The sequence below is a fragment of the Empedobacter sp. UBA7620 genome, assembly GCF_002484185.1.
Lineage (GTDB): Bacteria > Bacteroidota > Bacteroidia > Flavobacteriales > Weeksellaceae > Empedobacter > Empedobacter falsenii_C.
In genome coordinates, this window is the sequence record NZ_DLJI01000060.1 from 1 (window position 1) to 24,832 (window position 24,832).

At 30.6% G+C, this 24,832-nt stretch carries 23 protein-coding genes and 1 riboswitch; of the genes, 2 read left to right on the plus strand and 21 right to left on the minus strand.

The window, feature by feature from the left end; genetic code table 11:
• Positions 1-912 (minus strand): malate synthase (locus tag B2217_RS15455; RefSeq protein ID WP_414647367.1); only part of this gene is annotated, 912 nt, incomplete at its 3' end.
• A gap of 117 nt (positions 913-1,029) precedes the next feature.
• Here B2217_RS15455 and B2217_RS15460 point away from each other — a divergent pair.
• Positions 1,030-2,517, plus strand: a complete 1,488-nt coding sequence (locus B2217_RS15460; protein WP_180904730.1) for a helix-turn-helix domain-containing protein — start codon at positions 1,030-1,032, stop codon at positions 2,515-2,517.
• 52 nt (positions 2,518-2,569) lie between these two features.
• Here the strand turns inward: B2217_RS15460 and B2217_RS15465 are convergent, their stop codons facing one another.
• The 12 genes from B2217_RS15465 to udk all read right to left on the minus strand — a co-directional run bounded on the left by B2217_RS15465 (position 2,570) and on the right by udk (position 17,067).
• Positions 2,570-2,821, minus strand: a complete 252-nt coding sequence (locus B2217_RS15465) for a hypothetical protein (RefSeq protein WP_180904729.1) — start codon at positions 2,819-2,821, stop codon at positions 2,570-2,572.
• Positions 2,822-2,864: 43 nt separating this feature from the next.
• Positions 2,865-2,964: riboswitch (SAM-I-IV-variant riboswitch) on the minus strand.
• 68 nt (positions 2,965-3,032) lie between these two features.
• The gene (locus B2217_RS15470) at positions 3,033-4,922 is read right to left on the minus strand and encodes an ABC-F family ATP-binding cassette domain-containing protein (protein ID WP_180904728.1); all 1,890 of its coding nucleotides are present in this window, start codon (positions 4,920-4,922) and stop codon (positions 3,033-3,035) included.
• Between the two features lie 34 nt (positions 4,923-4,956).
• The gene (locus tag B2217_RS15475; RefSeq protein ID WP_180904727.1) at positions 4,957-6,138 is read right to left on the minus strand and encodes an ABC transporter permease; all 1,182 of its coding nucleotides are present in this window, start codon (positions 6,136-6,138) and stop codon (positions 4,957-4,959) included.
• A gap of 6 nt (positions 6,139-6,144) precedes the next feature.
• Complete coding sequence (locus B2217_RS15480; protein WP_180904726.1) at positions 6,145-7,137, minus strand: HlyD family secretion protein; 993 nt, start codon at positions 7,135-7,137, stop codon at positions 6,145-6,147.
• A gap of 4 nt (positions 7,138-7,141) precedes the next feature.
• The gene (locus B2217_RS15485) at positions 7,142-8,524 is read right to left on the minus strand and encodes a TolC family protein (protein WP_291123060.1); all 1,383 of its coding nucleotides are present in this window, start codon (positions 8,522-8,524) and stop codon (positions 7,142-7,144) included.
• Positions 8,525-8,670: 146 nt separating this feature from the next.
• The gene (locus tag B2217_RS15490; protein ID WP_291123063.1) at positions 8,671-9,345 is read right to left on the minus strand and encodes a hypothetical protein; all 675 of its coding nucleotides are present in this window, start codon (positions 9,343-9,345) and stop codon (positions 8,671-8,673) included.
• A 60-nt stretch (positions 9,346-9,405) separates the two neighbouring features.
• Positions 9,406-11,205, minus strand: a complete 1,800-nt coding sequence (locus B2217_RS15495) for an ABC transporter ATP-binding protein (protein ID WP_291123066.1) — start codon at positions 11,203-11,205, stop codon at positions 9,406-9,408.
• 3 nt (positions 11,206-11,208) lie between these two features.
• The gene (locus B2217_RS15500; RefSeq protein WP_291123069.1) at positions 11,209-13,386 is read right to left on the minus strand and encodes an FUSC family protein; all 2,178 of its coding nucleotides are present in this window, start codon (positions 13,384-13,386) and stop codon (positions 11,209-11,211) included.
• Positions 13,387-13,448: 62 nt separating this feature from the next.
• Positions 13,449-14,615 (minus strand): RsmD family RNA methyltransferase, encoded by a 1,167-nt coding sequence (locus tag B2217_RS15505; protein WP_180904721.1) that lies wholly within the window; start codon positions 14,613-14,615, stop codon positions 13,449-13,451.
• A gap of 127 nt (positions 14,616-14,742) precedes the next feature.
• Positions 14,743-16,017 carry a methylmalonyl-CoA mutase family protein gene (locus B2217_RS15510; RefSeq protein WP_180904720.1) on the minus strand — a complete coding sequence of 425 codons (1,275 nt, stop codon included), beginning with the start codon at positions 16,015-16,017 and terminating at the stop codon, positions 14,743-14,745.
• Complete coding sequence (locus B2217_RS15515) at positions 16,010-16,399, minus strand: FtsB family cell division protein (RefSeq protein ID WP_180904719.1); 390 nt, start codon at positions 16,397-16,399, stop codon at positions 16,010-16,012. The genes B2217_RS15510 and B2217_RS15515 overlap by 8 nt, the downstream gene beginning before the upstream one ends.
• Complete coding sequence (gene udk / locus B2217_RS15520) at positions 16,399-17,067, minus strand: uridine kinase (RefSeq protein WP_180904718.1); 669 nt, start codon at positions 17,065-17,067, stop codon at positions 16,399-16,401. Before udk ends, B2217_RS15515 begins: the two co-directional genes overlap by 1 nt.
• A gap of 339 nt (positions 17,068-17,406) precedes the next feature.
• Between udk and B2217_RS15525 the strand changes: the two genes are divergently transcribed.
• A complete protein-coding gene (locus B2217_RS15525) occupies positions 17,407-18,012 on the plus strand; it encodes a DUF4126 domain-containing protein (protein ID WP_084106959.1) in 606 nt (201 codons plus the stop codon).
• A 78-nt stretch (positions 18,013-18,090) separates the two neighbouring features.
• Here B2217_RS15525 and B2217_RS15530 read toward each other — a convergent pair whose 3' ends face one another.
• From B2217_RS15530 to B2217_RS15565, 8 genes are all read right to left on the minus strand, one after another.
• Entirely contained in the window at positions 18,091-18,795 is a 705-nt protein-coding gene (locus B2217_RS15530; protein ID WP_291123075.1) for a formyltransferase family protein, read from the minus strand.
• Between the two features lie 2 nt (positions 18,796-18,797).
• Positions 18,798-19,652 (minus strand): BadF/BadG/BcrA/BcrD ATPase family protein, encoded by an 855-nt coding sequence (locus tag B2217_RS15535; protein ID WP_038337231.1) that lies wholly within the window; start codon positions 19,650-19,652, stop codon positions 18,798-18,800.
• 101 nt (positions 19,653-19,753) lie between these two features.
• Positions 19,754-20,236 (minus strand): DUF4625 domain-containing protein, encoded by a 483-nt coding sequence (locus tag B2217_RS15540; protein WP_052218032.1) that lies wholly within the window; start codon positions 20,234-20,236, stop codon positions 19,754-19,756.
• A gap of 53 nt (positions 20,237-20,289) precedes the next feature.
• Positions 20,290-20,607: a hypothetical protein gene (locus B2217_RS15545; protein WP_038337229.1), complete on the minus strand. Its 318-nt coding sequence runs from the start codon at positions 20,605-20,607 to the stop codon at positions 20,290-20,292.
• Positions 20,608-20,614: 7 nt separating this feature from the next.
• The gene (locus tag B2217_RS15550) at positions 20,615-22,999 is read right to left on the minus strand and encodes a TonB-dependent receptor (protein ID WP_291123078.1); all 2,385 of its coding nucleotides are present in this window, start codon (positions 22,997-22,999) and stop codon (positions 20,615-20,617) included.
• A gap of 50 nt (positions 23,000-23,049) precedes the next feature.
• On the minus strand, positions 23,050-23,361 hold the full coding sequence (locus tag B2217_RS15555) for a hypothetical protein (protein ID WP_180904713.1): 312 nt from the start codon (positions 23,359-23,361) through the stop codon (positions 23,050-23,052).
• 21 nt (positions 23,362-23,382) lie between these two features.
• Positions 23,383-24,024 carry a hypothetical protein gene (locus B2217_RS15560; RefSeq protein WP_180904712.1) on the minus strand — a complete coding sequence of 214 codons (642 nt, stop codon included), beginning with the start codon at positions 24,022-24,024 and terminating at the stop codon, positions 23,383-23,385.
• The gene (locus B2217_RS15565) at positions 24,024-24,524 is read right to left on the minus strand and encodes an RNA polymerase sigma factor (protein WP_180904711.1); all 501 of its coding nucleotides are present in this window, start codon (positions 24,522-24,524) and stop codon (positions 24,024-24,026) included. Before B2217_RS15565 ends, B2217_RS15560 begins: the two co-directional genes overlap by 1 nt.
• Between the last annotated feature and the right edge of the window lie 308 nt (positions 24,525-24,832).

The window sequence follows — 24,832 nt, forward strand, 5'->3', positions numbered from 1 at the left end:
CATAAAAGGCGAAGTCATCGTAACTTGTGAACGATCTGGAACAATAAAATTTGGGTGTTTCTTAAATTTTTTGATATAAGAAAATATATAATCCCAACGACCGCAGTTAAGGCCTGCGATGTGGTCTTTTAATTCGTAAATAATTTCATCTAACTGAAAAGAAGCTGTTATAGTTTCGATCAAAACTGTAGCTTTAATCGTAGCTTGTGGAATGTTTAAATAATTTTGTGCGAAAACAAAAACATCGTTCCACCAGCGTGCTTCTAGGTGATGTTCTAATTTAGGAAGATAGAAATAAGGCCCACTTTGCTTGGAAAGTAACGTGTGTGCATTATGGAAAAAATATAAACCAAAGTCAAATAGTGAGCCTGATATTTCTTGTTTATCTATTATGATATTCTTTTCATTCAAATGTAAACCTCTCGGTCTTACAAGCAAGACAGCAGTTTTTTCGTTTAAATGATACTTTTTTCCATTATTTTCGAATGAAATAGTACCATTTACTGCATCTCTTAAATTTTGTTGTCCTTGAAGATTGTTATCCCATGTTGGAGAATTACTATCTTCAAAATCGGCCATAAATGTTTTAGCGCAAGAGTTTAACGCATTAATTACCATTTTACGGTCAACTGGACCAGTTATTTCAACGCGTCTGTCTTGTAAATCAGCTGGAATTGGAGCTGCTGTCCAATCACCATTTCTGATTTCCTTTGTTTCTGACAAAAAAGTTGGAAAATTCCCCAAATCAAAAAAGATTTGTCTTTCTTGTCGATTCGCTAAAAGTTCTAAACGTCTTTCATTGAAATTTTTGTGTAAAGCTGTTAAAAATTTAACCGCTTCGGTTGTCAAAACATCTGGATAACTATCCAGCTTATTCTGCGATAATTTTAATTCACTTGTAATAGTATCCATTTTTTGTGTTTTTGTTGTAATTTTGGTTTTGGTTATTCGAGCGGAATTTTACTTCCAGCGAACGTTCGCTAAATTATAAAAATTCGTTTACATTTACCAAATATTTTTGAAAAAATTATGCAAGAAGAATACATTAAATTAATTTTTGGGTTAAAACTAAAACAAGTTAGAACGGCTAAAGATTTGTCATTGTTTAAGTTATCTAAGTTAACTGGACTTTCGAAGTCGTATTTGAATGAGATCGAAAAAGGTAAAAAATATCCAAAAACTGATAAAATTGTTGCTCTTGCCGAAGCGTTGGAAATTCCTTACGATGAGATAGTTTCCTTAAAATTAGATAAAAATTTAGCACCAGTCGCTGAGATTCTACAATCAAATTTATTGCAAGAAATTCCTTTGGAACTCTTCGGAATTGAAGAAAGAGATTTAATTGAGATCATTTCTAACGCCCCAATGAAGGTAAATGCGTTTATTTCTACGTTGATTGAAATAGGTAATAATTATAATCTTACGCGCGAAAGTTTTTTCTTGGCTTCGTTGAGGTCTTTTCAGGAAGCAAATGATAATTATTTTCCTGAAATTGAAAAATCAGCAAAAAGTTTTTTACAAGAATATTTGATTGAATCAGAAGATTTTGTGAAAAATGAAACGATGGAGGAAATTCTGAAAGAGGAATATAATTATACCATTCTTTATGAAGATTTCACTTCTTTAGGAGGGAAGGATTTAGCGAAATTGCGTTCTATTTTTATCAAAGAGAAAAAACTTTTGTATATCAATATCAATTCTGACAATGATCAAAAACGATTTATTTTAGCGAAAGAATTAGGCTATAATTACCTTGATTTGAAGGAACGTTTGTATACATTTTCGTGGGCAAGTTTCGATAATTTTGATCAATTGTTAAACAATTTTTATGCATCTTATTTTGCTGGAGCGTTGTTGTTACCAGAAGAAAAATTGTTGAAGGATATGCAGAATTTGTTTGCTATAGAGCATCATGATTTGTCTAAATTTCAAGAAATTCTTGGAAAATATACCGAATCTCCTGAGACGGTTTATCAACGAATGACAAATTTGTTACCCAAACATTTTAATATTCGTGATTTGTTTTTCTTGCGTTTGTCAGCAAAAGTTGGCTCAAATTCATATAAATTAACGAAAGAACTTCACCTTAATCAACAACAGTCGCCACAAGCAAATGAAACGGATGAGCATTATTGTCGTCGTTGGGTTTCGTTAAATGTTTTGAAAGAATTGGAAAAGCATCAAGATGATCATCATGAGATTTCTGCACAAATTTCTTTGTATCCGTTCAATAATAATCAAAAATATTATGTAATTTCTTCAGCAACGAAAGATCCATTCAATCCAAATTATTTAAGAAGCGTAACGATAGGTGTGTTGTACAAATCAGCACAACGTAAAATTAAATTTATGAATGACCCATCAATTCCTGTAAAAGAAGTTGCGGTTACATGCGAAAATTGCGGGATGAAAGATTGTGCAGAACGTGTTGCAGAACCAATTCGTTTTGAAAAAGATATCCGAAATAAGCGATTAAATGTTACGATTAATGATTTTATAAAAGAGCAGAGTAAGTAATATTGTCTACCATAAAATATAAAGGAAAACTTGAAACAAGTTTTCCTTTTTTTTATGTTTGATCTAAATATTCTAATCTATTTTCAATTAATACTACATAATGTTGAAGCGAAAATGTGTTTCCTCTTTCTATGGTTGCGCAATCAAAATTACGGTATTGTAATTCGTCAAATAATGTTTTGACATAACATCTTCTGGCAGAATTCCAGGAACTATTTCCTACATTTTGATTAAAGCGATCGACTAATTCGTTGTCAGTTAATTCACGGAATAATACGACAAATTCATTTTTTAGATTTTCCATTGTTTTAATTTTTTAATGATAAAAACAACAGGATAGAGTAGAGAATAACCTTTTATTTTGGCGTTTGCCCTCATTCTATACCACCGTAGCGCGGTTTTGGCTCGGTTGGTGTTCTGATTTTTCAGAAACTCCTGATGATTGATAGAATAAATGTACAAATAAATTTTTAAAACAAAAAAAGGAACTCAAAAAAAGTTCCTTTTCAATATTTTTATTCGCTTAATTCTAACCAACGAAATTCTTTTTCTTCTAATTCGTCTACAATTTTTTGTAGTTCATCTCCAATAGTTGCGATTTTGTCATAACCTAAATTTGGGTCGGAAAGTAAATTCGTTAATTCTTCTTTTTTGGCTTCAAGAATTGGTAAAGATTTATTGATTTCTTCTAATTCTCGTTGTTCTTTAAACGATAATTTTTTTGGTTTTGTCTCTGCATTTTTCTCTTTCGATTCAACTTTTTCCTGAATAACGATTTCTTTTTCAACCTTTTTATCTTCAGTTATGGGCTTGTTTTTATTCTCGATGTGATATTCTGTATATGTTCCCATATAACGAGAAATTTTTCCTTCGCCTTCAAAAATCATTAATTCATCGACCACTTTATCCATAAAATATCTATCGTGGGAAACAACTAATAAACAACCTTGATATTCTTCTAAGAAACTTTCAAGAACCGTTAAAGTAGGTAAATCTAAATCGTTTGTTGGCTCATCAAGAATCAAAAAATTAGGATTTTTATACAAAATTGCCAATAATTGCAGACGTTTTTTCTCTCCACCACTCAACTTTGAGATAAAAGTATGTTGTTGTTCTGGCGTAAATAAAAACATTTCTAAGAACTGTTCTGCACGCATTTCTTTTCCATTAGAAAGAGGGAAAAAATCTGCAATATCTTTCACAAACTCAATGACACGTTCGTCGCCTTTAAATTCTATCCCATCTTGTTTAAAATGTCCAATATTTAAGGTTTCTCCACGTTCAATTGTTCCAGAATCCATCGTTTCGATTCCTTCTAACATTTTCAAGAAAGTGGTTTTTCCAACACCATTTTTTCCGACTAAACCAATTTTTCCACCACGAGCGAAAATATAAGAGAAATCATCTAAAATTTTCTTTTGACCAAATGCTTTCGAGACATGTTCCATCTCAATGATTTTTTGACCCAAACGCGTCATCACCATCTCTAATTTTACTTGTTGATCGACAATTTTATGTTTAGCCACTTTTTCAGTATCATAAAACGCATCAATACGAGATTTAGACTTTGTTGTACGTGCTTGCGGTTGACGACGCATCCATTCAATCTCTTTACGATAAAGGTTTTTCGCTTTGTCAATTGTCGCATTTTGATTTTCGATACGCAATGCTTTATTCGTGATATAAGTTTCGTAATTTCCCGAATGTACATACAATGTTTTGTCCTCCATTTCGAGAATTTTGGTACAAATTGCATCTAAGAAATAACGATCGTGCGTAACCAAAATCAATGTTTTGTTTTCTTTGTTCAAGAAATATTCAAGCCATTCTACCATTTCAATATCCAAATGGTTGGTAGGCTCATCTAAAATCAAAAGAACATATCCAGTTTCGAAACTTAAATCAATCAAAAATTTTGCTAAAGAAATACGTTTGCGCTGACCACCAGAAAGTTTTCCAATTTTTTGATCCAAGAAATCAATTTTCAATTTTGATAAAATTTCCTTGATTGTTGGTTCAACTTTCCATGCATCTAAAACATCCATTTTTCCCATTAAATCAATTAAATCAGGATTTGTTGGATCATTTTCGATCATGTTTTCATATTGTCGAACAATATCTAAAACTTCATTCGAATGATTGAAAATATATTCTTCACTTTTTAAATTTTCGTCAAAATCATCACTTTGATCTAACATTAAGATTTTAACACCTTTATTTGGACGAACTTCGCCAGAATCAGCCGTTTCTAATCCAGCTAAAATTTTAAGTAAAGTAGATTTTCCACTTCCGTTTTTTGCTACGAATGCGATTTGGTCTCCTTCATTTACATGAAAATTTACATTTTCAAATAAAGTTCGGATTCCATATGATTTGGTTAGATTTTCAACTGTAAGAAAATTCATGGTTTATTATCTGTTTTGTAAGTTAAAAAAGATGCTAAATCTTTTCTGTTTCGATTTGTTTCATCGATTGTTTAGCTTTTCTTATTTTAACGATTAGAATGGCCAAAGATAAGACAAAGCAAATACTTCCTATTACAATTAGATTATTTAAATGTGGTTGAATTAACGCAGGATCGCCTTTTTCGATGAAAAGTATTCGGAATATTTTCAAATAATGTGTTAATGGAATGCAATCTGCAATTGCTTGAATCCATTTTGGCATTTGACTTAAAGGCCATGTAAATCCACTTAAAATGAAACTTGGTGTTGCAACAACCATCAAAACTTCGGTTGCTTTTAGTTGGCTTGGAAGAAGAATACTGACTAAAAAACCCAAAAAACAAACGGCTAAAATAAATGCAAGAGAAGACGTAAAGAATGGCCAAAATTCGGTTTCTAATTTCATGTCATAAAACATTCCGAACCAATAATACAGCATATATATAAATACTGACATAAATAAATAAGGAAAAGTTTTGACGAATAAAATGGTAAATGGATTGGATGATTTTGAGATCAATTCATTAAATGTCCTATTCTCAAATTCTGAAGCAAATGAAAGTGCTAAACCTAATAATAAAACCTGTTGTAATACGGTTAATAAAACACCTGGAAGCATAAAATATAAGTAGTTTCCACTTCTGATATTTTGGCGAATCATCGTTGATTTGAATGGTTCGTAGCTTTGTGTAGCAATATATTCAGGAACGCCTTGTTTTCTAGCTGTTTCTATTGAAATTCCGGCTTTCATTGTTGTTAGAACTGTCGTAATTGCGATTGCTGCTGTATTAGAAGTTAACGTGTTTGAAGCATCTACAAAATAAGCGATTTCGGGTAATTTTTTTTGCTGTACATCAGATTGAAAGTTTCGAGGAATAACAACCACAACTTCAGCTCCGATTGCTAAAGCTTTATTCTTAGAATCAAATGTTGAAGGTAAAACTTCAGCAACTTTCACCGATTCATTTTCATCTAACATCTGAATAATTTTCTGACTTGTCGTCGTATGATCTTCGTCAACAACAATAATTGGTAAATCGGTTACATTCCCTTTTTTATAAACATTTCCGATTAGAACACCATACATAATAGGTGCTCCCAAGAATAAAATTGGTAAAACAGGATTCTTGAAGAAAAGTTTGAATTCTCGTATAATTAAATGAAAAATCGTTTTCATCAGAATTTATTTAGCATTAAGATCTAAAACTACATTTGCTTTTGTCAATAGTTGAGCAGCTTGTTTATAGTCAACAGGAACAACTTTTACTTCATATTGGGATTGTTGTTGATCGATATCAGGATAGGCAGTTGAAATATTTGCATATGAATTAAGAACTTTTATCGAAACAATTTTACCTTTCAAAACCATATTATTTTTATAAGGAACTTTTAAATTGACGATTTGATTTTTTTGCAATTGTCCGATTTTATTCTCAGGAATTGTAAATCTAAAAAATGTAGTTTCTTCCAAAATCCCATTTGCAATAGAATATCCAGCCAAAGCTAATTCTCCAACTTTCAGATTAATTGTTTCAACCGTCATGTCTTGTGGTGCTTTGATGTGTCTTTCCGCCTCAGCAACATCAACTTCTTGCAAAGCTCCCAAAGCACGCTCTTTTTGTCCCAAAGCCATTTGTTGTTGTTCTACACGCGCTCCATTTTCGGCATCAGCTAATTCCGCTTTTGCAGCTAAATATTGATTTTTAGCACCTTGATATTTAGCATAAACTTCATCATAACTTTGTTGTGGGACAAGACTATCTCGAAGCATATTTTTTAGTCTATGATTTGATTTTTCTGCATAATCTAATTGCTCTTTCAAGCCAGCAACTTTTGCACGCAATTGTTTCAATTGATTATCTGTAGCACCTTTTTTAGCCATTTCGTATTGAGCTTCGGCAGAATTTACAGCACCTTTTGCTTGACTTTTCTTCGCATCAACTTCTGGTAATTGTAAGATAAAAAGCGTTTGTCCTTTTTTTACTTCATCACCTTCGTGAACTAATATTTGATCTATTTTTCCTGGAATTTTTGTTACAACGCTAATTTGATCGCGCTCAATTTTACCTTGAAAAATAGTTTGCTCTTCTTTTTTATTTTCCTTGTCAGATGATTTACAATTTGTAAAAAGTATTAATCCGCTTAAAGCAAAAATATAGTATAGTGTATTTTTCATGATTTTAATTTGATAATTGATTAAATAATTCTCCAGAAGTTTGAAGTAATTCGTAGGTTTTAGAGCGTTGATCCAAGATTTGAGCATAATAACCTAAATTGGCTTTGTAATAATCATTTTCGGCAGCCAAACGTTCGGTTACATCTATTAATCCTTCTTGAAATCGTCTTGAAGCGATTTCTAAATTATTTGCTGCAATGGTATTTTGTTGATTATTTACTTTCAATTTTTCAGTAGAAGTTTCGTAATCAATTTTGTTTTTACTTAACAATAAATTCAATTTTTCTTGCGAATCTTTCAACTTGTTTTCATTTATTAAAATGTCTGTTTTCGCTTGCGCTAATTTATTCTTGTGTTGTCTGCCATCAAACAATTCCCACTTTGCGCCAACTCCAATCAAAATATTAGGAAACATCGAAAATTGGTTCATTTTCAAATTAACATCACCCAAAAAATCAACATCTTTTAGCTTAAAACGACTTCCAAAAATTGACGTATAATTGGTGTTCGCGAATGCAAAAACTTGTGGTAAATGCGATCCTTTTTCTTTTTGATATAAAAATTCGTAAGCTTTTACAGAGTGTTCAAGTGCTTTTAACTCTTTTTTATTTTCTAAAGTATAACTTGAAGCAAGAATGTCAATTGGCGCTAGTTCGTATTGAATTTGTTGAAGATCTTGTTCAGACAGATGCGTCAAGGTTTCTAATTTTTTGTACAGTAATTGTCGATTACCATTCAGTTCTACTTGTCGAGCTTCTAACTCTAACATTGCTAATTTTATTTTTTCACGATCGTATGGAATAGCTAAACCATTTTGAATTGCCTTTTGAACTTTAAGATGCTCTTTATCCAAGCGTTTTGCAGAATTTGAAATTAATTCTTCTACTTTGACCAATAACATCAATTGATCATAGGTTTGTAAGATATCTTTGGTTATAGTTTCTTTTTCGGCTTCTTTCAAATAATCTAAAGCAGTACTTTTTTCTTGAATAGCATTCAACGCATTTGGAATTTGTAATCCCGAAAATATAATTTGAGTAGCGTTAATTCCAACAGTAAATAATCCTGCAGAGGTATTGAATTTTTGATTACCCGAAAACAATTCTGCGGACAAAATATCGATTGATTTGGTTGGAATATCGATGATTCCGTTCGAGTTTAGATAACCACCCAGTGCAATTGCAGATAAATTTGGTTGTCGTTTACCATTTACTTCGTCATATTGGTAATTGTTTTTTTCGACTTCCAGTTGTTTATTTTTTAATTCATAACTTGACTCAATCGCTTTTTCAACAGGTAGTCGAAGTTGCGGATCAATCAATTGTTGTGCAAATCCCGAAATAGAAGTCAATAATGGAATAAAAGATAAATATCGTATAATAGGCATCCTATAATTTTAGCATAAAATTAACAAAAAATATACCATGAATAAAAGTCAATATTAGAATATCATTAAAAATAAAAATCCTGAAACTTTTTAAGGGGTCAGGACTTCCAAAAGTTGCCAAAAAAATGGCGCATAGTTCAATGTATTTAATATTTATTATCAATAATATCCAACGTTTCGTTTAATGACTCTTTCATCATTTTCTCTAAATAATCCGTTGTACTTTTATTGATTGTTTCGTCTATATACTTTGTTCCACCAATTGTTTCGCTATATTTTAAAGCATTATTTTTAAGGTCTAAAATATTAATATAGACATATGTTTTTGCGATGTATTTCTGTTTGTTGGCAGGATCATAATCAAGACCAGATTTTACATTAATCAAAACTAAATCATCTTGATTAATCGCTTTTTTTAAATCATTAAATTTAATTTGATTTACATTTTCCTTTGTGATTAATTCATTCGGAATTAGTTTTTTATCAAATTTATCAATCATTTGATATGTATACTTATTATCGTTCAGAATTTTGACTGATTTATCGCGAATAGTTTTAAAAACATCAAATTTAGAATTTAATTGTTTCAGTTGATTTTCAATTGATTTTGAATCAATGTTTTGATCATAATTTTGAGAATTATGATCAAAAAAACCAAGAGAATCTATATTAATCAGAACACCAACTTTATTTACAGGAACGTCTAAAGCACTTTCGTAAGTTACCGTATTAAGTGCTAATTCTTTTGGAGCTTCTTTTTTTTGCTCGCAAGATTGGGTAAAAAACAATACCCCAACTATAAAATAAACTAATTTTTTCATACGCTATCCTATTACCTCTTTAAAGATAGTGATTTATAATGTTTTATAATAGAATTATTCCTAATAATTTTCTTCTTCTTCATCGTCAAAAGTTTTGGCAATTTTTTCAATGTTTAAGCTTTTTGCCATTGCATCAAAAATCTCTTTATAAGTGCCGTTCATTTTGTATACATCCTCATGAATTCCGTGTTCCACAACTTCGCCTTGTTTCATCACGTACGTATAATCGGCATCGATAATTTGAGAAATACTATGCGAAATAATGATAACTGTTCGATCTTTTTTGATGGCATCCAAACTATTTTTAATCTGTTCCGTCGCAATTGCATCCAAACTTGCAGTAGGTTCGTCCAAGAAAATAATCGGTGGATTTTTGAGAAACATACGCGCAATGGCGATACGTTGCTGTTGACCACCAGATAACAATAAGGCTTTGGATTGATAAGCTTCTGGCAAATCCATAATTTGTTCGTGAATATAAGCACGTTTTGCAGCATCTTCTATTTCTTCGAAAGTTGCGTTGACATTTCCGTAACGAATATTTTCTTCAATTGTTCCATTAAAAATGTGATTTTTTTGTAAAACCAATCCAATATTATCGCGTAAAAATTGTGTGTCATATTCTTCTAAATCAATTCCGTCAAGTAGAATTTTTCCAGAATCAGGTTGATAAAATTTATCCAATAAATTAATCACTGTACTTTTTCCAGCGCCAGACAAACCAACCAAAGCAGTAATTTTATTGGGTTGAATTGTCATGTTTATATTTTTTAAGGCTTTGTAACCATTTGGATAAGAAAAGTCAACATTTTGGATTTCGAATTTTCCTTTTAGATTTGTTGGAAGATAATTCCCAGATGATTCTTTTTCATTGTCTGCTTTCAAAATTCCAAAGAAACTTTCGGAATAAATCATAGCATCATTCATTTCATCGTAAATACGATGCAGTTGACGAATAGGCGCAGAAACGTTGTTAAACAACAAAATATGAAACATAATTGCACCAATTGTCATTTGTCCGTCAAGAACCAAATACGAAGTTAAAATAATGATAATCACTACGCCAAACTGCTCGATAAAAGATTTTAAACCATCAAAAAAGAAACTTGTTTTGCGTGTTTGCATTTGATTATTCGTCAATTCTTTTTGCAAATCAAGTTGTTTTTTACCTTCTATATCTTCTCGGTTAAATGATTTAATTACTGTAATTGAATCAATTATGCTGATAATTCCTTGTGATTTTTGTTCACGATAACCTCTTAAGTTTCGTCGCCAACCACTCAGCTTTTTCGCTTGCTGTTGCGTGATAATGAAATAAATCGGAACGATACAAAGTCCAACCAATCCAACATAAAAATTAGCATTGAACATTAAAATTAAAGCAACAATTGAATTGGCAAAAAGTGGAAGAATATCGATAAAAAAGTTTTGAACTAAACGTGTCAAACTTTCAATTCCTCTGTCAATACGGGTTTGAAGTTTTCCTGCTTGATTATCTTGATTTGTATAAAACGCCATTCGGTACGTCAAAATCTTTTCGATAATGGCTTGAGCTAAATCTTGCGAAACAAAAATTCGAAGCTTTTCACCATAATATTTTTGACCAAATGTGATGAATGCATTCAAGATTTCTTTTGTCATCAAAACAATCGAAATAAACGAAATGATTTTCAGACCTTCTTTTAATCCTTTTCCAGCTTCAACCAAACCATTTATAGAATCTACGGTATACTGTAAAATAAGGGCATTTACTTGTGAAGTAAAAGATCCAACTAAGGTTAGGAGCAAAGTTGCGACAACCAAAGAACGATAAGGTTTTACAAATGGACGTAGATTTTTAAACAGCTGGATGATTGTCATTTATTATTCTTTTAACGGTTGTTCTTTCACAAAAACGTGACCAACTTTTGTGAAATCGTAAGCAATCTCGTATAAATACTCTAATAGATCTTCAATCAGTTCAGAATCATTTTGCAAAGCCTCTGTTTCAATTTCAGTATATGCAACAGTTTTTTCTCCAAATTCTATTGTTTTAGGTAAATTTTCTGTTTCATATTCGCCATAAAGCCGAATGTTTTGTAACAATAATTGCAAAATTTTCTTCATCAATCGAATGTGTTCTGAAGTTAAAATAACAGAATTGTTTTTCTTTAAAATTTTAACTAAACCAACTGAATATGAGACAAATGACTGGTTGAAAATGGTGAATTTATTCAGTACGTTAGCATTTTCTTGTTTTCCTTTCGGTTCAGAAATTACACGTTGAAAAACTGAATTAATATTTGCCATTGCAATAAAAACATCTTTTCTAGCTAACTTATAATCAGTTGTAGAAACTTCGTTGTCTGCTAATTTTTTAAAAACCAAATAAATAAACTCATAATTTGCAATCAATGCTTTTTGAATATATTCGTTCATATTATTTTTTTCCCAAGTTGGTAAAATCAAATAACTCGAAATAAACGCCATAAATCCTCCAACAAGTGTGTCAATAAAACGTTCTTGAATTATATACAATGAATCTTTTTGCGAATAAAAACTAAACGAAATAAGAATATACGCGGTTAAGTAAAATGTACCAATTGCATATTTGTGACGAATAAAAGTGTACGCCATCAACATGAAAATAAGCATTAAAGCAAATCGGATACTGTGTTGAGGAATAATCAATAATATTAAAACCCCAACTAATCCACCGCCAATTGTTCCTTTCAAACGCTGAAAGTTTCGTTTTTTTGTTACACTAAAACCAGGTTTTAAAATTACTAAAACTGTCATCAAAATCCAGTAACTATGATAAGTCATTGGAATAATAAATGTGACGCCATAAGCTAATAACATTACAATTGATGCACGAATTGCATGTCTAAAAATTGAAGATTTTAGATTCAGATGATCTTTTAATTTTCGTAAAGAATAATCAACTGTAGGTTCAAAATGTTCGGCATGATCCAGCGGATTTTTCTTTTTTTCTGTAAACGAATCATCATAAAAAAACTTATGAATAAACTCTATTTTATAAACAATTTGCTTTAGATTGATATAAATTTTAGATAAAACAATTGGTTTTTGTCCTTCTGCATATAATTCTTTGATGGCATCATCAATCTTTTTTAATTCAGCGTCAAAATCAAATGAAGGTTTTTTAGGTCGTTTGTTGGAATTAATGTGGTAGGCAATCATTTTTAACTCGTGCGCAAGCTTATTCATCATGTTATAAATTTTGCGCATGGCTTTTGTGTCGCCATATACTTCTCGAATTTTTACATAATCGTATTGAGTCGCGGTAATATTCTCGAAAATATCCACCAAATCAGAGAAAATAAACACAATCGAACGCCCAATTGGAGTCTGGTCTTTTACCAATTTTTTATTCGAAAAAACTAATTCACGAACTAAACTTTGTTTTTCATTAATTACAACATGTTCGTCGATTAATTTTTTGATAATATCATCATAATTTGAGTCTTTATCAAACATAGAAGCTTTGATTCGAATGTATTCAGAAATATGAATCATTGTATCAGCTAAGTTTTGCTGCGCCATACGATAAGGACGAAAAGTGCTAATAGCTAGACTAAAAATAGTGTACCAAGCTGCTCCAGCCGTCACAAAAAGCGCAATATGAAGAGGACTTAACTCATGTCGTAAATCATTCATATTCATTACCATCGACATCATAATGACCATTCCAAGCGCACTTGTACGTTGTCCCCAAACGGTTAACATGTTAGAAAAGAAAACGATAACTGTTAAACAAATACCTAGAAATATTGGGTAACTATTAATCGTTTTGGTGAAATACGAAACAAGGAAAATCAAGAGTACGGAAAGCCACATCAGGTTTCGACGTTCTTTAAATGGACCAGGTGTATCCGTCATGTGCGCTAAAACTGCACCAAGACTTATTGTTACACCGGCATATAAATCGCCAAATAAGCTGGCTACGATAGGTGGAATGATAATCGCTAAAGAAGTTTTTAAGCCATCTGAAAGCGCTTCTCCGTAGATAAAGTTTTCAATTTTATTGATGATTTTCAAGTGTAATTTTTTAAGGTTGAAAATTGTTGTATAAAATTAACACAACTTTTTTCGAAACCCAACTAAACTCGTGAAGTTTTTAGAATATGAAACCCATCAATGCTTTGTGTAAAAATTAAAGTTGTTGTGCCGCCATCAATAATTTTGAATTTTTTCTTGATAACGTCTATTGGCTGATTATAGTTTTTGACCAATAAATTCGCTTTAATCTTTAAAATTTCTTTTTTCGGATTTTTAATTTCTTCTTCAATCAGGTAAATTTTTCCAGGAAAATTTTCTAAAAGTTCATTCGAAGTATACAAATGTGTATTTTGATGAAGTTTGTGAAGATTGAATTTTTCGCTTAATAATTTGAAAGCCCCAGTTTTGAGAATTGCAACATTTGGTTCGTAAATATAATGTTGAATTTCTCCAAAACTTGCATTTGCACTATATTCTTCTTCAAAATTGAAAGAAAATTCGGGTTGATTATTTTCTAAATTAACAGCTTTTATCAAAGGATTTTTTGTCGAAGAATTTTTATCTAAAATGATTAGAAAATCTTTTACTTCATTTTTTAATGCAACAATGTGTATTTCGGAAATCGAATCAATTTGTTGTAGGGTAGAAGTGATGTCCAATAAAGGCGAAAGCTTGATGATAATTTTCTCCGTTTTTTCGAAAAAAGTTGGAATCCAATCTAAAATATTTGGCTCTAAATCTTCCAAAATAAATTTTCTTCCGCTCGAATTTCTTCTTGCTGGATCAAGATAAATCACATCAAATTTTAAAGTAAGATTTTCTTCAAAAAAAGACTGAAAAGTACCTGTATAGGTTTCTAAATTTGGTGCTAAAATTTTAGCATTATGTTGTACAATCTTACTCAATTCAGGATTTTGTTCGATGTGATATACTTTTTCAAAATTCTTTGCAAAAGCAATAGTATCAATCCCAAAACCTGCGGTTAAATCAATCAAATTTTTTCCTTTAACTAAAGTTGATTTATAATTTGCGGTAGCTTCCGAACTTGCTTGTTCCAAATTAATTGAAGGCGGAAAATAAATATTTTCTGTCGAATAAAGTGTTGGAAATTTATGTTTTGAAACTTGAATTCCTTTCAATTGTTGAGCGATTTCAGCAGAAGAAATTTCATCAAATAACGATTTTTTCAAACCTATAGATTTGATGTCTTCATGTTCGATCGTTTTCAGATAATCTTGAAATTCTTTTGTTAAAATAGTTGGATTCAAATTGTTATTTTTTGACGTAAAATATTACTTTATTAAACACAAAACTTCAGTATCCATCACAGCTACTGAAGTTTCGATTATATTGTTGAGTTCTTTTAATGAAATTGGTGTCCAATTCATGTAAAAACTATTTTTTTTCCTCTTTTTCTGCCAAACGAGTTGGAACAATTGGAACAAAAAGTGCTTGTTTTACTACTTTTTCTTTTGGCGATTTTTCAATCACATCCGCAGGATTTCTAAACTTATTTACACCAATTAATTTAATGGTTTGCTCATCAAAATCTTTTTGCTCTTTTTTCGCGCTTGTGTAAATAAAATCTTGAATAGTTTCATTTTGTAAAGCTTTTACAAAACCGCCTACATTTTGTGTTGTTTTGAACAATTCTAACGCATTTTCAGCCATTTGATTTGTCAAACTTTCGATGTAGAAAGAACCAGCAGCAGGATCAGCAAATTGATTCAAATAAGATTCTTTTTGCAACAATAATTGTTGTTTTGCGGCTAATTCTAACCCAAAATCAGACTCTTTATTTACTTCATCATACGATCCAACAAAGACAGCATCGCTTGATCCAAAGATAGCCGAAGAAGCTTCTATTGTAGAGCGAATAACATTGTTGTAAATATCTAATTTAGATTTATTGCGATCTGATGTTGAAGTGAAAATAAATGCTTCACTTTCTTTATTATATTGCTCCAAAATCATTTTCCATAAGAAACGGAATGCTCTTAATTTTGCAACTTCGAAGAAATAATTACTTCCAACAGCGAATTTAAAATAGATTTTATCTGCAATATCAGCTCCAAAATTTTCTAAATATTCTACTGCATGTGCAAGTGTAATCGCAATTTGTTGAACATGATTTGCTCCAGCATTTTGATAAACATCTCCTTGAATTGAAATTACTTTTTCGAAATTTTTCAATGCCAAAGCTTCTTTCACCAATTCTTTTGATGCTTTTTCTGAGTCATTTTGCCAAAGTCCATTCTGAGCCAAATATCCATAAATATCTAAATCTAAATATTTCAGATTTGGAAGATTTTCAAGCGATTTTAAATTAGAAGTTTCATCATATTTAATAAATAAATCCAAATAATTAGGAAGTTCTAACGATGAATCAATTTGATTTTGATTAATCAAATATCCATACAAAAAGCTGTAATCTTGGTTTTTATTTCCAGTATATTTCGAAATAATTTTCCAATCTTTTGAGGATTTTGGTAAAGGTTGTACAGCCGAATAATCGACATCATCCTTTGTATATAATGGTTTTACATTTATTTGATCGTTCGTTCCCCAAACCAAAGTTTCATTATATTCTAAACCTTTTAGCTCGACTTGAACTTTATTTTTCCATTCTTTTTCAGAAATAGAATCAAAATTTTCAAATAACTTACTCATTTTCTTTATTTTGTGGCTTCGTAAATTTTTCTTGCTGAATGATAAAAATATCTTCATCATCTTTTTTCAAGAAATGCTTTTCTCTTGCAATCCTTTCAATTTCAGCAGGATTACTATTTAGTTGATTTAATTTTTCAGACTCAGTATCCAAGTGTTCTTGGTAATATTGTTGATCAACTTCTAATAATTTGATTTGTTTATCCAACTCGCGATGTACGAAAAAAGAATTTTGGTCGAAAAAAATCATCCAAACAGCAAACGCAACAGTTAGAACAAAGTAACGATTCCAAACAAATTTGAATACACGTGTATCCTTAATTTTTCTTTTCGGTACTTCTGGTGTAAGTTCTTCGTCAAAGATTTCTTCCGATTTTTCTTTCATTATACAGTAGTTTTCGAGTTGAGTTTTTCTTTAATTACAGTTGATAAAACTTTGATTGCGACAGAATTTTTCTTTTTCATATTCGGAATAATAATGTCTGCATAGTTTTTAGATGGTTCTATAAATTGCTGATGCATAGGTTTTAACGTTTTTTGATAACGTGTTAAAACTTCGTCTAAATCGCGCCCACGTTCTTGTATATCACGGCGTACGCGACGAATTAAACGTTCATCAGAATCTGCATGAACAAAGATTTTTACATCAAATAAATCGCGTAAATCTGGGTCAGTCAATACCAAAATTCCTTCTACAATAATAACCGATTGTGGATGTGTTAAAATCGTTTCTTCCTTGCGACTATGCGTAATAAACGAATAGACAGGTTGTTCTATTGATACGCCATTTTTCAATAAAGCGACATGTTCTTTTAGTAATTCGAAATCAATTGATCTTGGGTGATCAAAATTGATCTTAGAACGTTCATCAAAAGATAATTCAGGATGATCTTTATAATAATTATCTTGAGAGATGACGATAACGCTTTCTGCGTTAAGATCTCTTAAAATATTATTTACAACAGTTGTTTTTCCCGAACCTGTTCCTCCTGCAATTCCTATTACCAGCATTTTTGTTTTATTATTTTGTTTAATTTCGTTTGATGTTTCCATTGCAAGAGTTCTCGTAAAATTTCCTTAAAGATAAAATTTTCCTATCAGAAATTAAAATAAAAAGAAATTGATTCTTGCAAAATTTTAAATGTTGTCGTGAAGAAGTTTTGGTTGATTGATTTTGAGAAAAGAAATAATTATCAATGCATTTAAAAAATGATTGATTTATTATTCGATTATTTAGATGTAGCTCAAACATTTAGGTTTATTTACACAAAAAAAGTACTTTGCAGTACTTGGTTTCTCTTAATCGGATGCAAAGGAAAGAAAAAATTATAAAAACTTTATCTTTTTTATCATTATATTTATAAAATCAGAACTATTATAAAATGCTAAACTATGAACGATTTAATCTCAATGTCTACTATTTTTTCGTTATTTCTCGGAATAGGATTAGCCGCTGCTGCTGGTTTTCGGATTTTTCTTCCCTTATTTGTACTGAGTTTAGCTGTTAAATTTGGAGGAAGTTTTATTAATCTCGACGAAAGTTGGATGTGGGTTGGGAGTACACCGGCTCTTATAACACTTGGTGTAGCGATGTTAGTAGAAATTGGAGCTTATTATATTCCAATTATTGATAATTTGTTGGATACGATTGCGGTTCCTTTAGCTGGAATTGCAGGAACAATAGCGGTTGGAATTACGATGCCAGAAATGAACGAAGTCGCAACTTGGGCTTTGGCGATTATAGCTGGAGGAGGAACAGCGGCTGCGATTAGCGGTACAACAGCGGCTGCAAGAGCTGTTTCGACCACGACAACTGCGGGAGCAGGAAATTTTTTGGTTAATACAGGAGAAACGTTTAGTTCTATTGTATTAAGTATCACGGCAATTGTATTGGCTCCTTTAGCATTTATTTTTGTACTGATTATTTTATATGTGTGTTATAGAGCATATAAAAGTGTCAGAAAAAAAGGTGATCAGTTATTGGCGGAAGAATTGTGAAAGAGTGAAGAATTATATTTTTTTAAAAAAAAGCTAACCAATTGGTTAGCTTTTTTTTGTTTTTTTATCTAAAAATATTTAATCCCTTTTATATTTTTCTTTGTATGTTTCAAATGCTTGCATCAAATTTTCTTCTATAGCTTTTGGCATTCTGCGCGTAGCCTCAAATTCATTTGATGAAAGTGATTTGAATTCTGAAAGTGTTGGAATTAATTCAATCGAATTAACTAACATTTCAATTTCTGTTTCATATTGACGATTAGCCAATGAATGAAATGTATCATTCCCATAAACAGGAATATATTGTTGTTCAATCAAAAAGCCAGCGTCAGCTTCTGTGTTTACAAAATGAGTTGTAACACCAATTTCGACTCCTTTTGTGATTGCCCATTTTAATGAATCTAAACCTCTCGTCAAAGGTAAAAAACCTGGATGCGTATTGATAATTTTATGATTTTCAACCAATTCATCTGGTAATAATCCTGCTCCTGCAATAATCACATATTCAGCTTTATAATCGTTTAATTGATTGTTCAACGTTTCAGCAGTTGTCAAATCAAAATTATAATCAAAATTATTACAATAATCATCTAAATTTACTTGAATCGCCTTACTTGGACGATGCTGATAAATTGGTTTGAACGGATTTTCTCTTTGTACAAAAGGCAACGCAAATATTTTTACATTTTGGTAACCTTTAGCTTTTAATCCGTGTAAAACATCTTGTGTTTTGCGATGAGGAGTATTGTAAGAAATTACCGCTATTTTTGGTTGAGTTACCATGATTATTTAATCAAATACTTTTTGTGATAATCAACAACATTATCAATTGGTTTTCTAATAATATGACCAACTGTTAAGTGATATTCTGCCGCAACTGAACGAATAACATCTTCATAAATATGAGCAATTGAACCAATAAAATTTAATTCAGAATGACGAGCTTCTTCGTAAGGCATAATTTGATATTCGATAAAAGAAGACATTGCATCATAAATAATTTTCTGAATAAATGGATCATTTTTATGTTCAACAACAAATTTATTGAAAGATGCTAAATATGTGTTTGCAAATTTATTTTGGTACACATTTTTATTTAATTCATCTACAGATAATTTATAATAATCATCAAAAGCTTTGGCTAAATGTGGAGGCATTTTTTTTGTGTAAAAAGCGCGTAATACACGTTTTCCTAAGTCATTTCCAGAACCTTCGTCACCTAAGATATAAGCTAAAGATTTTGTTTCTTCGCGCATTGTTGTTCCATCGAAATAACAAGAATTAGAACCTGTTCCTAAGATACAAACCATTGCAGGTTTTCCCATATAAGTTGCGTAACAAGCAGCTAATAAATCATGGTCTACGACAAATTCTGCATTTGTAAAGAAATTCTCTAAACCTTCTTTAACAACAGCATGCATTGCTTCGCTGGAAGTTCCTGCACCATAAAAAAAGACTTTTGTAAAATCATTTGCAACAGGTGCAAAATCTTCATTTTTTTGTAATTCAGTCGTAATATCTTCTGATGTTACAAAATACGGATTAAATCCGATTGTACTTGTTCTAAAAACTTCATTAAGGTCGCTATCTAAAATTACCCAATCCGTTTTAGTAGAACCGCTATCTGCTATTGCAATCATTTTTTTGTTTTGATATAATTGAGGAGTGCTAAAATAACATTCTTTTAACAATGCACATAAAAAAAAGCCTGAAATTTCAGGCTTTTTATATAAAAAAATAATTAATGATCGTGGCTATGGTCAACTATATCGATTTCGATGTATGTTTCGGATTGATTTCCTGCTTTATCAATTAGAATTAATCCTAAATGATATGCTCCATCTACAATACCTTCTTGAGGAATTGCAACTTTATAATTGTATGCATATTCCTTTTTACCTGAAGGAATTGCTTCTTCTTTGGTAAATTCCCATTGAGTATTTGTAGAACTCGACGCTTCTTGCACACTAGCAGAACGATGGTTATGAGTATGTCCATCTCCTGCATAATGAATATCAATTTTTACAGCTCCCAACTCAATATTATCTTTCAAGATAGCTTCAATATTAATCTCGTCACCTAAATGTAAATGAGCTTCATCTTTTGGTGAAATTAAATTAATTTCAGGTTTTGTTGTATCTAATGAAGAATCATCTGATGAACAAGATGTAATGAATAATGCTGATAATGTTATAAATGAATAGTTTAAAATTGAATTTTTCATTGTTTTATTTTTTTTGAATTGAATATTATTTTTTTAAGATTTTGGTTGATTTATTAATAAACAAAATCCTGAGGCGGACCTCGTGTAAAATGATATTCAATTGTAGAATGTTTAATTTTTTCTACTTGTTCAAAACTTTCTTTACTGTAAAATTCTTCGTTCGGTTTTGATTCTATTTTTGGTTCATCATGCGTGTCAATAAAGACAGAGTAATAGGTGAAATGATTACATTGATGATGAATAATTTCTTTCTTTTGATTCGAAAAATCTTGTGAATGATCGATTAAAGAAAAATGTAATTGATTAAAAGTTGGAATCGAAAAAAGAATAATACTAAAGAAAAGTCCAAAAATAGGATGTTTCTTTTTCATGTATCAACTATTTTCCGAACGGAATTCCTAACATAATTTGTATGTTTCGAGCTTGTTCTGGTAATTGCAATGCACGATAAAAACTGGTGTGATTGTAATAGTTTTTATTGAATAAATTAGAAACCTGAACACTTAAATTTGCACTAAAATTATTGAATTTAAGTTTCGTTTTTCCTCCAATTCCAACCAAGAAATAACTTGGAGTGATATCTTCATTTTGTGCAATTTTATCTTGCTCAAATGTATATTTTCCATTTGCAAAAAAGCTCAAACCTTCTAAAAATGCAATATTTTGATTGATTTTATAATTAATTTGTCCAAATAAATTATTTGCAGGAGTGAAAGGAAGATAATTTCCGAATTTTTTATTTTCCGTAATTTGTCGATTGTATAAATATTCGTACACAAGATTTGCATCAAAATTTTCGTTGATTTTCTTACGAACTTCAAATTCAAAACCAGTCAACAAAGCTTTGCTTTGTGTATATTGATAAATTTGTCCACCATGAGGAAGAATCGAAAATTGTCCCGAAGGTTTTAAGAAAATATAATTGCTGAAATAATATAAATACGGACTTAGCGAAATATTCCAATCATTTTTGTGAAAAACAGATTTGAAATCTACAGCAATTCCTTTTTCTATATCAAGATTTTCGTCACCTCGTTCATGTCTAAAACTACCGTGATGAATTCCGTTAGAACCCAATTCTATAGCGGTTGGTAAACGGAAATTTGTTCCAACATTCAAGTTGAAATCCCATAAATCATTTGGTTGAAAAGTTGCACCAATCATTCCGTTTAAATTACTGAAACTACGATCGATTGATTTGCTACGATTTGCATAATAATCTGCAATGCCTTCAGAATTACCTTTTTCAATCAAATAATTGTAAAGAAATTCATCAAAATAACCTTCCGATTTGAACGTCGAATAATCGTAACGTAAACCAGCAGTTACTTTCCAACGATTTCCTTTTTTGAATTCTTCAATCAAAAATCCGCTAAAAATATTTCGGTCATATTTTGGTAATAAATAATTGTAACCGGCAATATTATTGGCTTGTAATTGCGCTTGTGCGCCAATTATTGTTTTGAAATTTTTGCTATGATTATGTTCAAATTTTAATTGAGAATCATACGTTGATAAATTAAAATCTAATTCTAAATCAGGATTTTTTGTTGGAACTGGTTGATTTGCATAATGTGTGTGAAATGAACTAACTTCTTGTCGACGATTGTTTTGATAACTTGCTAAAAATTTTAAAACGTCTTTTGAATTTAAACGAAATTCATTTTCGGAAATCACTTTAAAATGATTAACTTTTTGATAAGGAAATTCGATATTTCTATAATTTCCATCATCTTGAAGCCTATCTACAGAAGGAATTCCGTGCGAACCAGGAAAAAAACCAATTTTCTGATTAACGTTAGAAACAGTTAAAATTGAACGAAATTTTTCGCCAATATAACCTGTTTGTATTTCAGCATTCAAATCTTGTCCAGCCGTATTTTTTACACGTTTATTGTAAATTGGCAAATAGCGATTCAGATAATAAATGCGATCGGTAGTTGTTCTATAATCTGCATAATCAGAATACGAACCTTTTATTTTATAGAAAAAATGATCGTTTCGAGATTTTAAATTAAATCCAATTCCGTAATTATCATTAATCGATTGATACAAAGCTTTTACTTCTCCAGAAAGTGAATGTTTTGCTGGTAAATTGTTATTGTTAATCTTGATAACTCCAGCAATAGCTTCATTTCCGTACTCTAAAGCAGCAGGGCCTTTTATCACTTCGACATCTTCAACATTTAGTGCATCAATTTCCAAACCGTGATCGGCTCCCCATTGTTGTCCTTCTTGTTTTACACCATTTTCAGCAACAATTAATCGATTGAAACCAAGTCCACGAATAATTGGTTTTGAGGCTGATGATCCAATTCCAGAAGCATTGACACCTGCAATATTTTCGAGCGATTTTGCTAATGATCCTGCATAATTTTCTTGAATATAAGATTGATCTACACGTTCTACATTAGCTGTTGAAAAATCGTGATGATGACCTAAAACAGTAACTTCATCTAAATTGTACGATTTGTGAAAAGTAAGTGTAAAAACAAATTTTTGTTGCGAATCAAACGTAATATTTTGAGAAAAAGGTTCGTAACCTTGCTCATCAATTTGAACTTGATAATTTCCTTTATTTAAATTCTCAATTCTAAATTTTCCTTCGGAATTTGTGTGATATTCTTCGTTGTTGAAGTATACAGTTGCGAAAGGAATTGGTTTTTGATTTTTATCTATAATTTGACCTTCGAAAATGTTTTGTGCAAACACAGTTCCGCACAATAATGTAGCTGCAATACTACATTTTATGTTGATTGACATAAATACAATAATTTAATAACGTTAAAAAAATAAGGTGGTTTTTTCTGTAATTAAATTGTGTAGGGCGGTGCTCGAAGACTTTTCTGAGTAAGTAATACAGCTTGTTTTACACGAGTTGTATAAAGTGTTTTATCTTTTTGGATAAATGATTGAGACCATTCGAATAACTCGATTTCTGAATCATTTTCTACAAAATGTTGATTGAAATGACAAATTGTACAGCTGTGATCATGTACGTTAGAGAATTTATCTTTCAACTCTTTGTGCTCTTTACTTAGAGCATGATCCAATATATGCGCAGACTGATACACTGTCATAAACAGTGAAATTGTAAGCATAATATATTGGATAAATTTTTTCATTCAGTTTACAAAAATAAGATTTTATTTCATTTCTTTCAACTCTTTCATGTTTTGTTGAAGTTTTCTTAAAAATAAAAAATAAATAATTCCATAATAAACTGTTCCTATAATCACAATAAAAGCAACAGCAGTTATTATTGCAATCCAACCATAAACAGCAGCATTATTCGCAATTGGTTGTATATCATTGGCATGTTTTGCTAAATAAATAGATTGGCCTAATTCGTAATAGAATGGGGCAGAGGAAACAATTAAACTTAAAACGGTGAAAAGAATAAACAAGTTCACCAATCGACGAAATGAAATAATGTTTTTCATCAAATCGACGACAGATTGATTAAGATCTATTTTCTTGAAATAACGATAAGCCATTACCAAAAATCCAAACGTAATCACAATACTAAAAACGGAAGCGATTTCGTAATTATTAATCGTTTTTTCTTCGACTAATGTTTTGACTTCGTTATTAAAAAAATTTTTTCCTGAAATTAAAACATATAAATTGTAGACAAGAAAAAGGATAAATTCGCAAAAAGTGAATATAAATAACCATTTTATTGTCGTTGACGATTTTTTCTTCAACATTTGAAAAATTTGATTTTGATCAAACTTTTCTTCTTCCTTTATGGAACCCCAAATTGATTTTAAGTCATCTAACTCCATTATTGTTCCATTTTAGACATTATCTCTTTCAATTTTATCTTCACTCTGTTCATCTTAACGCGTGCATTTACTTCCGAAATTCCTAAAGTTTCGGCAATATCTTTGTAAGGTAAGTCTTCTAAAAATAGCAGTACCAATGCACGTTCTACGTCATTTAATAATCTAATTGCAGCATATAAAAGTGTGATGCGTTCCTCTAAAAATTCGTCTTTGTCTTCTGATTTTAAATTTAAAAATTGAGCTTCATTAAAATCAGTTTCACTCGATTTTGTTTTTTTTCTGATTAATGTAATCGCTGTGTTCAAGCTAACACGATACATCCATGTACTAAATTTTGAATCTCCTTTGAAGGAATCGTAAGAGCGCCATAATTGCAATACAATTTCCTGAAATAAATCGTCATGAGAATCCTTGTCGTCTGTATATATACGACAAACCTTATGGATAATTCCCTGATTTTTCTCGACTAATTCGGTAAATATTTTTGCTTTATTATTCAAACTATTATTCTGTTGCTCTTTATTTGTAGTAAAAAAAAGAATAATGTTACAACTAAAAAATAAAAAACCCTCTTATATTTCTATAAGAGGATTAACCTAACTAACTTAAACCTATGAAAAGTTGTTCTACTTTTCTACTGCAAGTATAGAAATTAATTATTTATTAAGCAATAAAAATTTAGAAAATTTGTTAAAAATGTCTTAATTAACTAAGAATGATTCTAAACTATCGAAATCTGTTAACGAAATGATATAATTCATTGTGATTAGAGCAACGGGATGATTAAATTTGTGGAAATATCTAAAAA

Bases quoted from the DNA above. Each gene is read 5' to 3' on its own strand.
- B2217_RS15490 (WP_291123063.1), bottom strand. From the start codon at position 9,345: ATGAAAAAATTAGTTTATTTTATAGTTGGGGTATTGTTTTTTACCCAA.
- B2217_RS15545 (WP_038337229.1), bottom strand. From the start codon at position 20,607: ATGAAAAAGAAACATCCTATTTTTGGACTTTTCTTTAGTATTATTCTT.
- B2217_RS15470 (WP_180904728.1), bottom strand. From the start codon at position 4,922: ATGAATTTTCTTACAGTTGAAAATCTAACCAAATCATATGGAATCCGA.
- B2217_RS15550 (WP_291123078.1), bottom strand. From the start codon at position 22,999: ATGTCAATCAACATAAAATGTAGTATTGCAGCTACATTATTGTGCGGA.
- B2217_RS15495 (WP_291123066.1), bottom strand. From the start codon at position 11,205: ATGACAATCATCCAGCTGTTTAAAAATCTACGTCCATTTGTAAAACCT.
- B2217_RS15480 (WP_180904726.1), bottom strand. From the start codon at position 7,137: ATGAAAAATACACTATACTATATTTTTGCTTTAAGCGGATTAATACTT.
- B2217_RS15540 (WP_052218032.1), bottom strand. From the start codon at position 20,236: ATGAAAAATTCAATTTTAAACTATTCATTTATAACATTATCAGCATTA.
- udk (WP_180904718.1), bottom strand. From the start codon at position 17,067: ATGGAAACATCAAACGAAATTAAACAAAATAATAAAACAAAAATGCTG.
- B2217_RS15555 (WP_180904713.1), bottom strand. From the start codon at position 23,361: ATGAAAAAATTTATCCAATATATTATGCTTACAATTTCACTGTTTATG.
- B2217_RS15560 (WP_180904712.1), bottom strand. From the start codon at position 24,024: ATGGAGTTAGATGACTTAAAATCAATTTGGGGTTCCATAAAGGAAGAA.
- B2217_RS15535 (WP_038337231.1), bottom strand. From the start codon at position 19,652: ATGATTGCAATAGCAGATAGCGGTTCTACTAAAACGGATTGGGTAATT.
- B2217_RS15460 (WP_180904730.1), top strand. From the start codon at position 1,030: ATGCAAGAAGAATACATTAAATTAATTTTTGGGTTAAAACTAAAACAA.
- B2217_RS15515 (WP_180904719.1), bottom strand. From the start codon at position 16,399: ATGAAAGAAAAATCGGAAGAAATCTTTGACGAAGAACTTACACCAGAA.
- B2217_RS15475 (WP_180904727.1), bottom strand. From the start codon at position 6,138: ATGAAAACGATTTTTCATTTAATTATACGAGAATTCAAACTTTTCTTC.
- B2217_RS15525 (WP_084106959.1), top strand. From the start codon at position 17,407: ATGAACGATTTAATCTCAATGTCTACTATTTTTTCGTTATTTCTCGGA.
- B2217_RS15510 (WP_180904720.1), bottom strand. From the start codon at position 16,017: ATGAGTAAGTTATTTGAAAATTTTGATTCTATTTCTGAAAAAGAATGG.
- B2217_RS15485 (WP_291123060.1), bottom strand. From the start codon at position 8,524: ATGCCTATTATACGATATTTATCTTTTATTCCATTATTGACTTCTATT.
- B2217_RS15530 (WP_291123075.1), bottom strand. From the start codon at position 18,795: ATGGTAACTCAACCAAAAATAGCGGTAATTTCTTACAATACTCCTCAT.
- B2217_RS15465 (WP_180904729.1), bottom strand. From the start codon at position 2,821: ATGGAAAATCTAAAAAATGAATTTGTCGTATTATTCCGTGAATTAACT.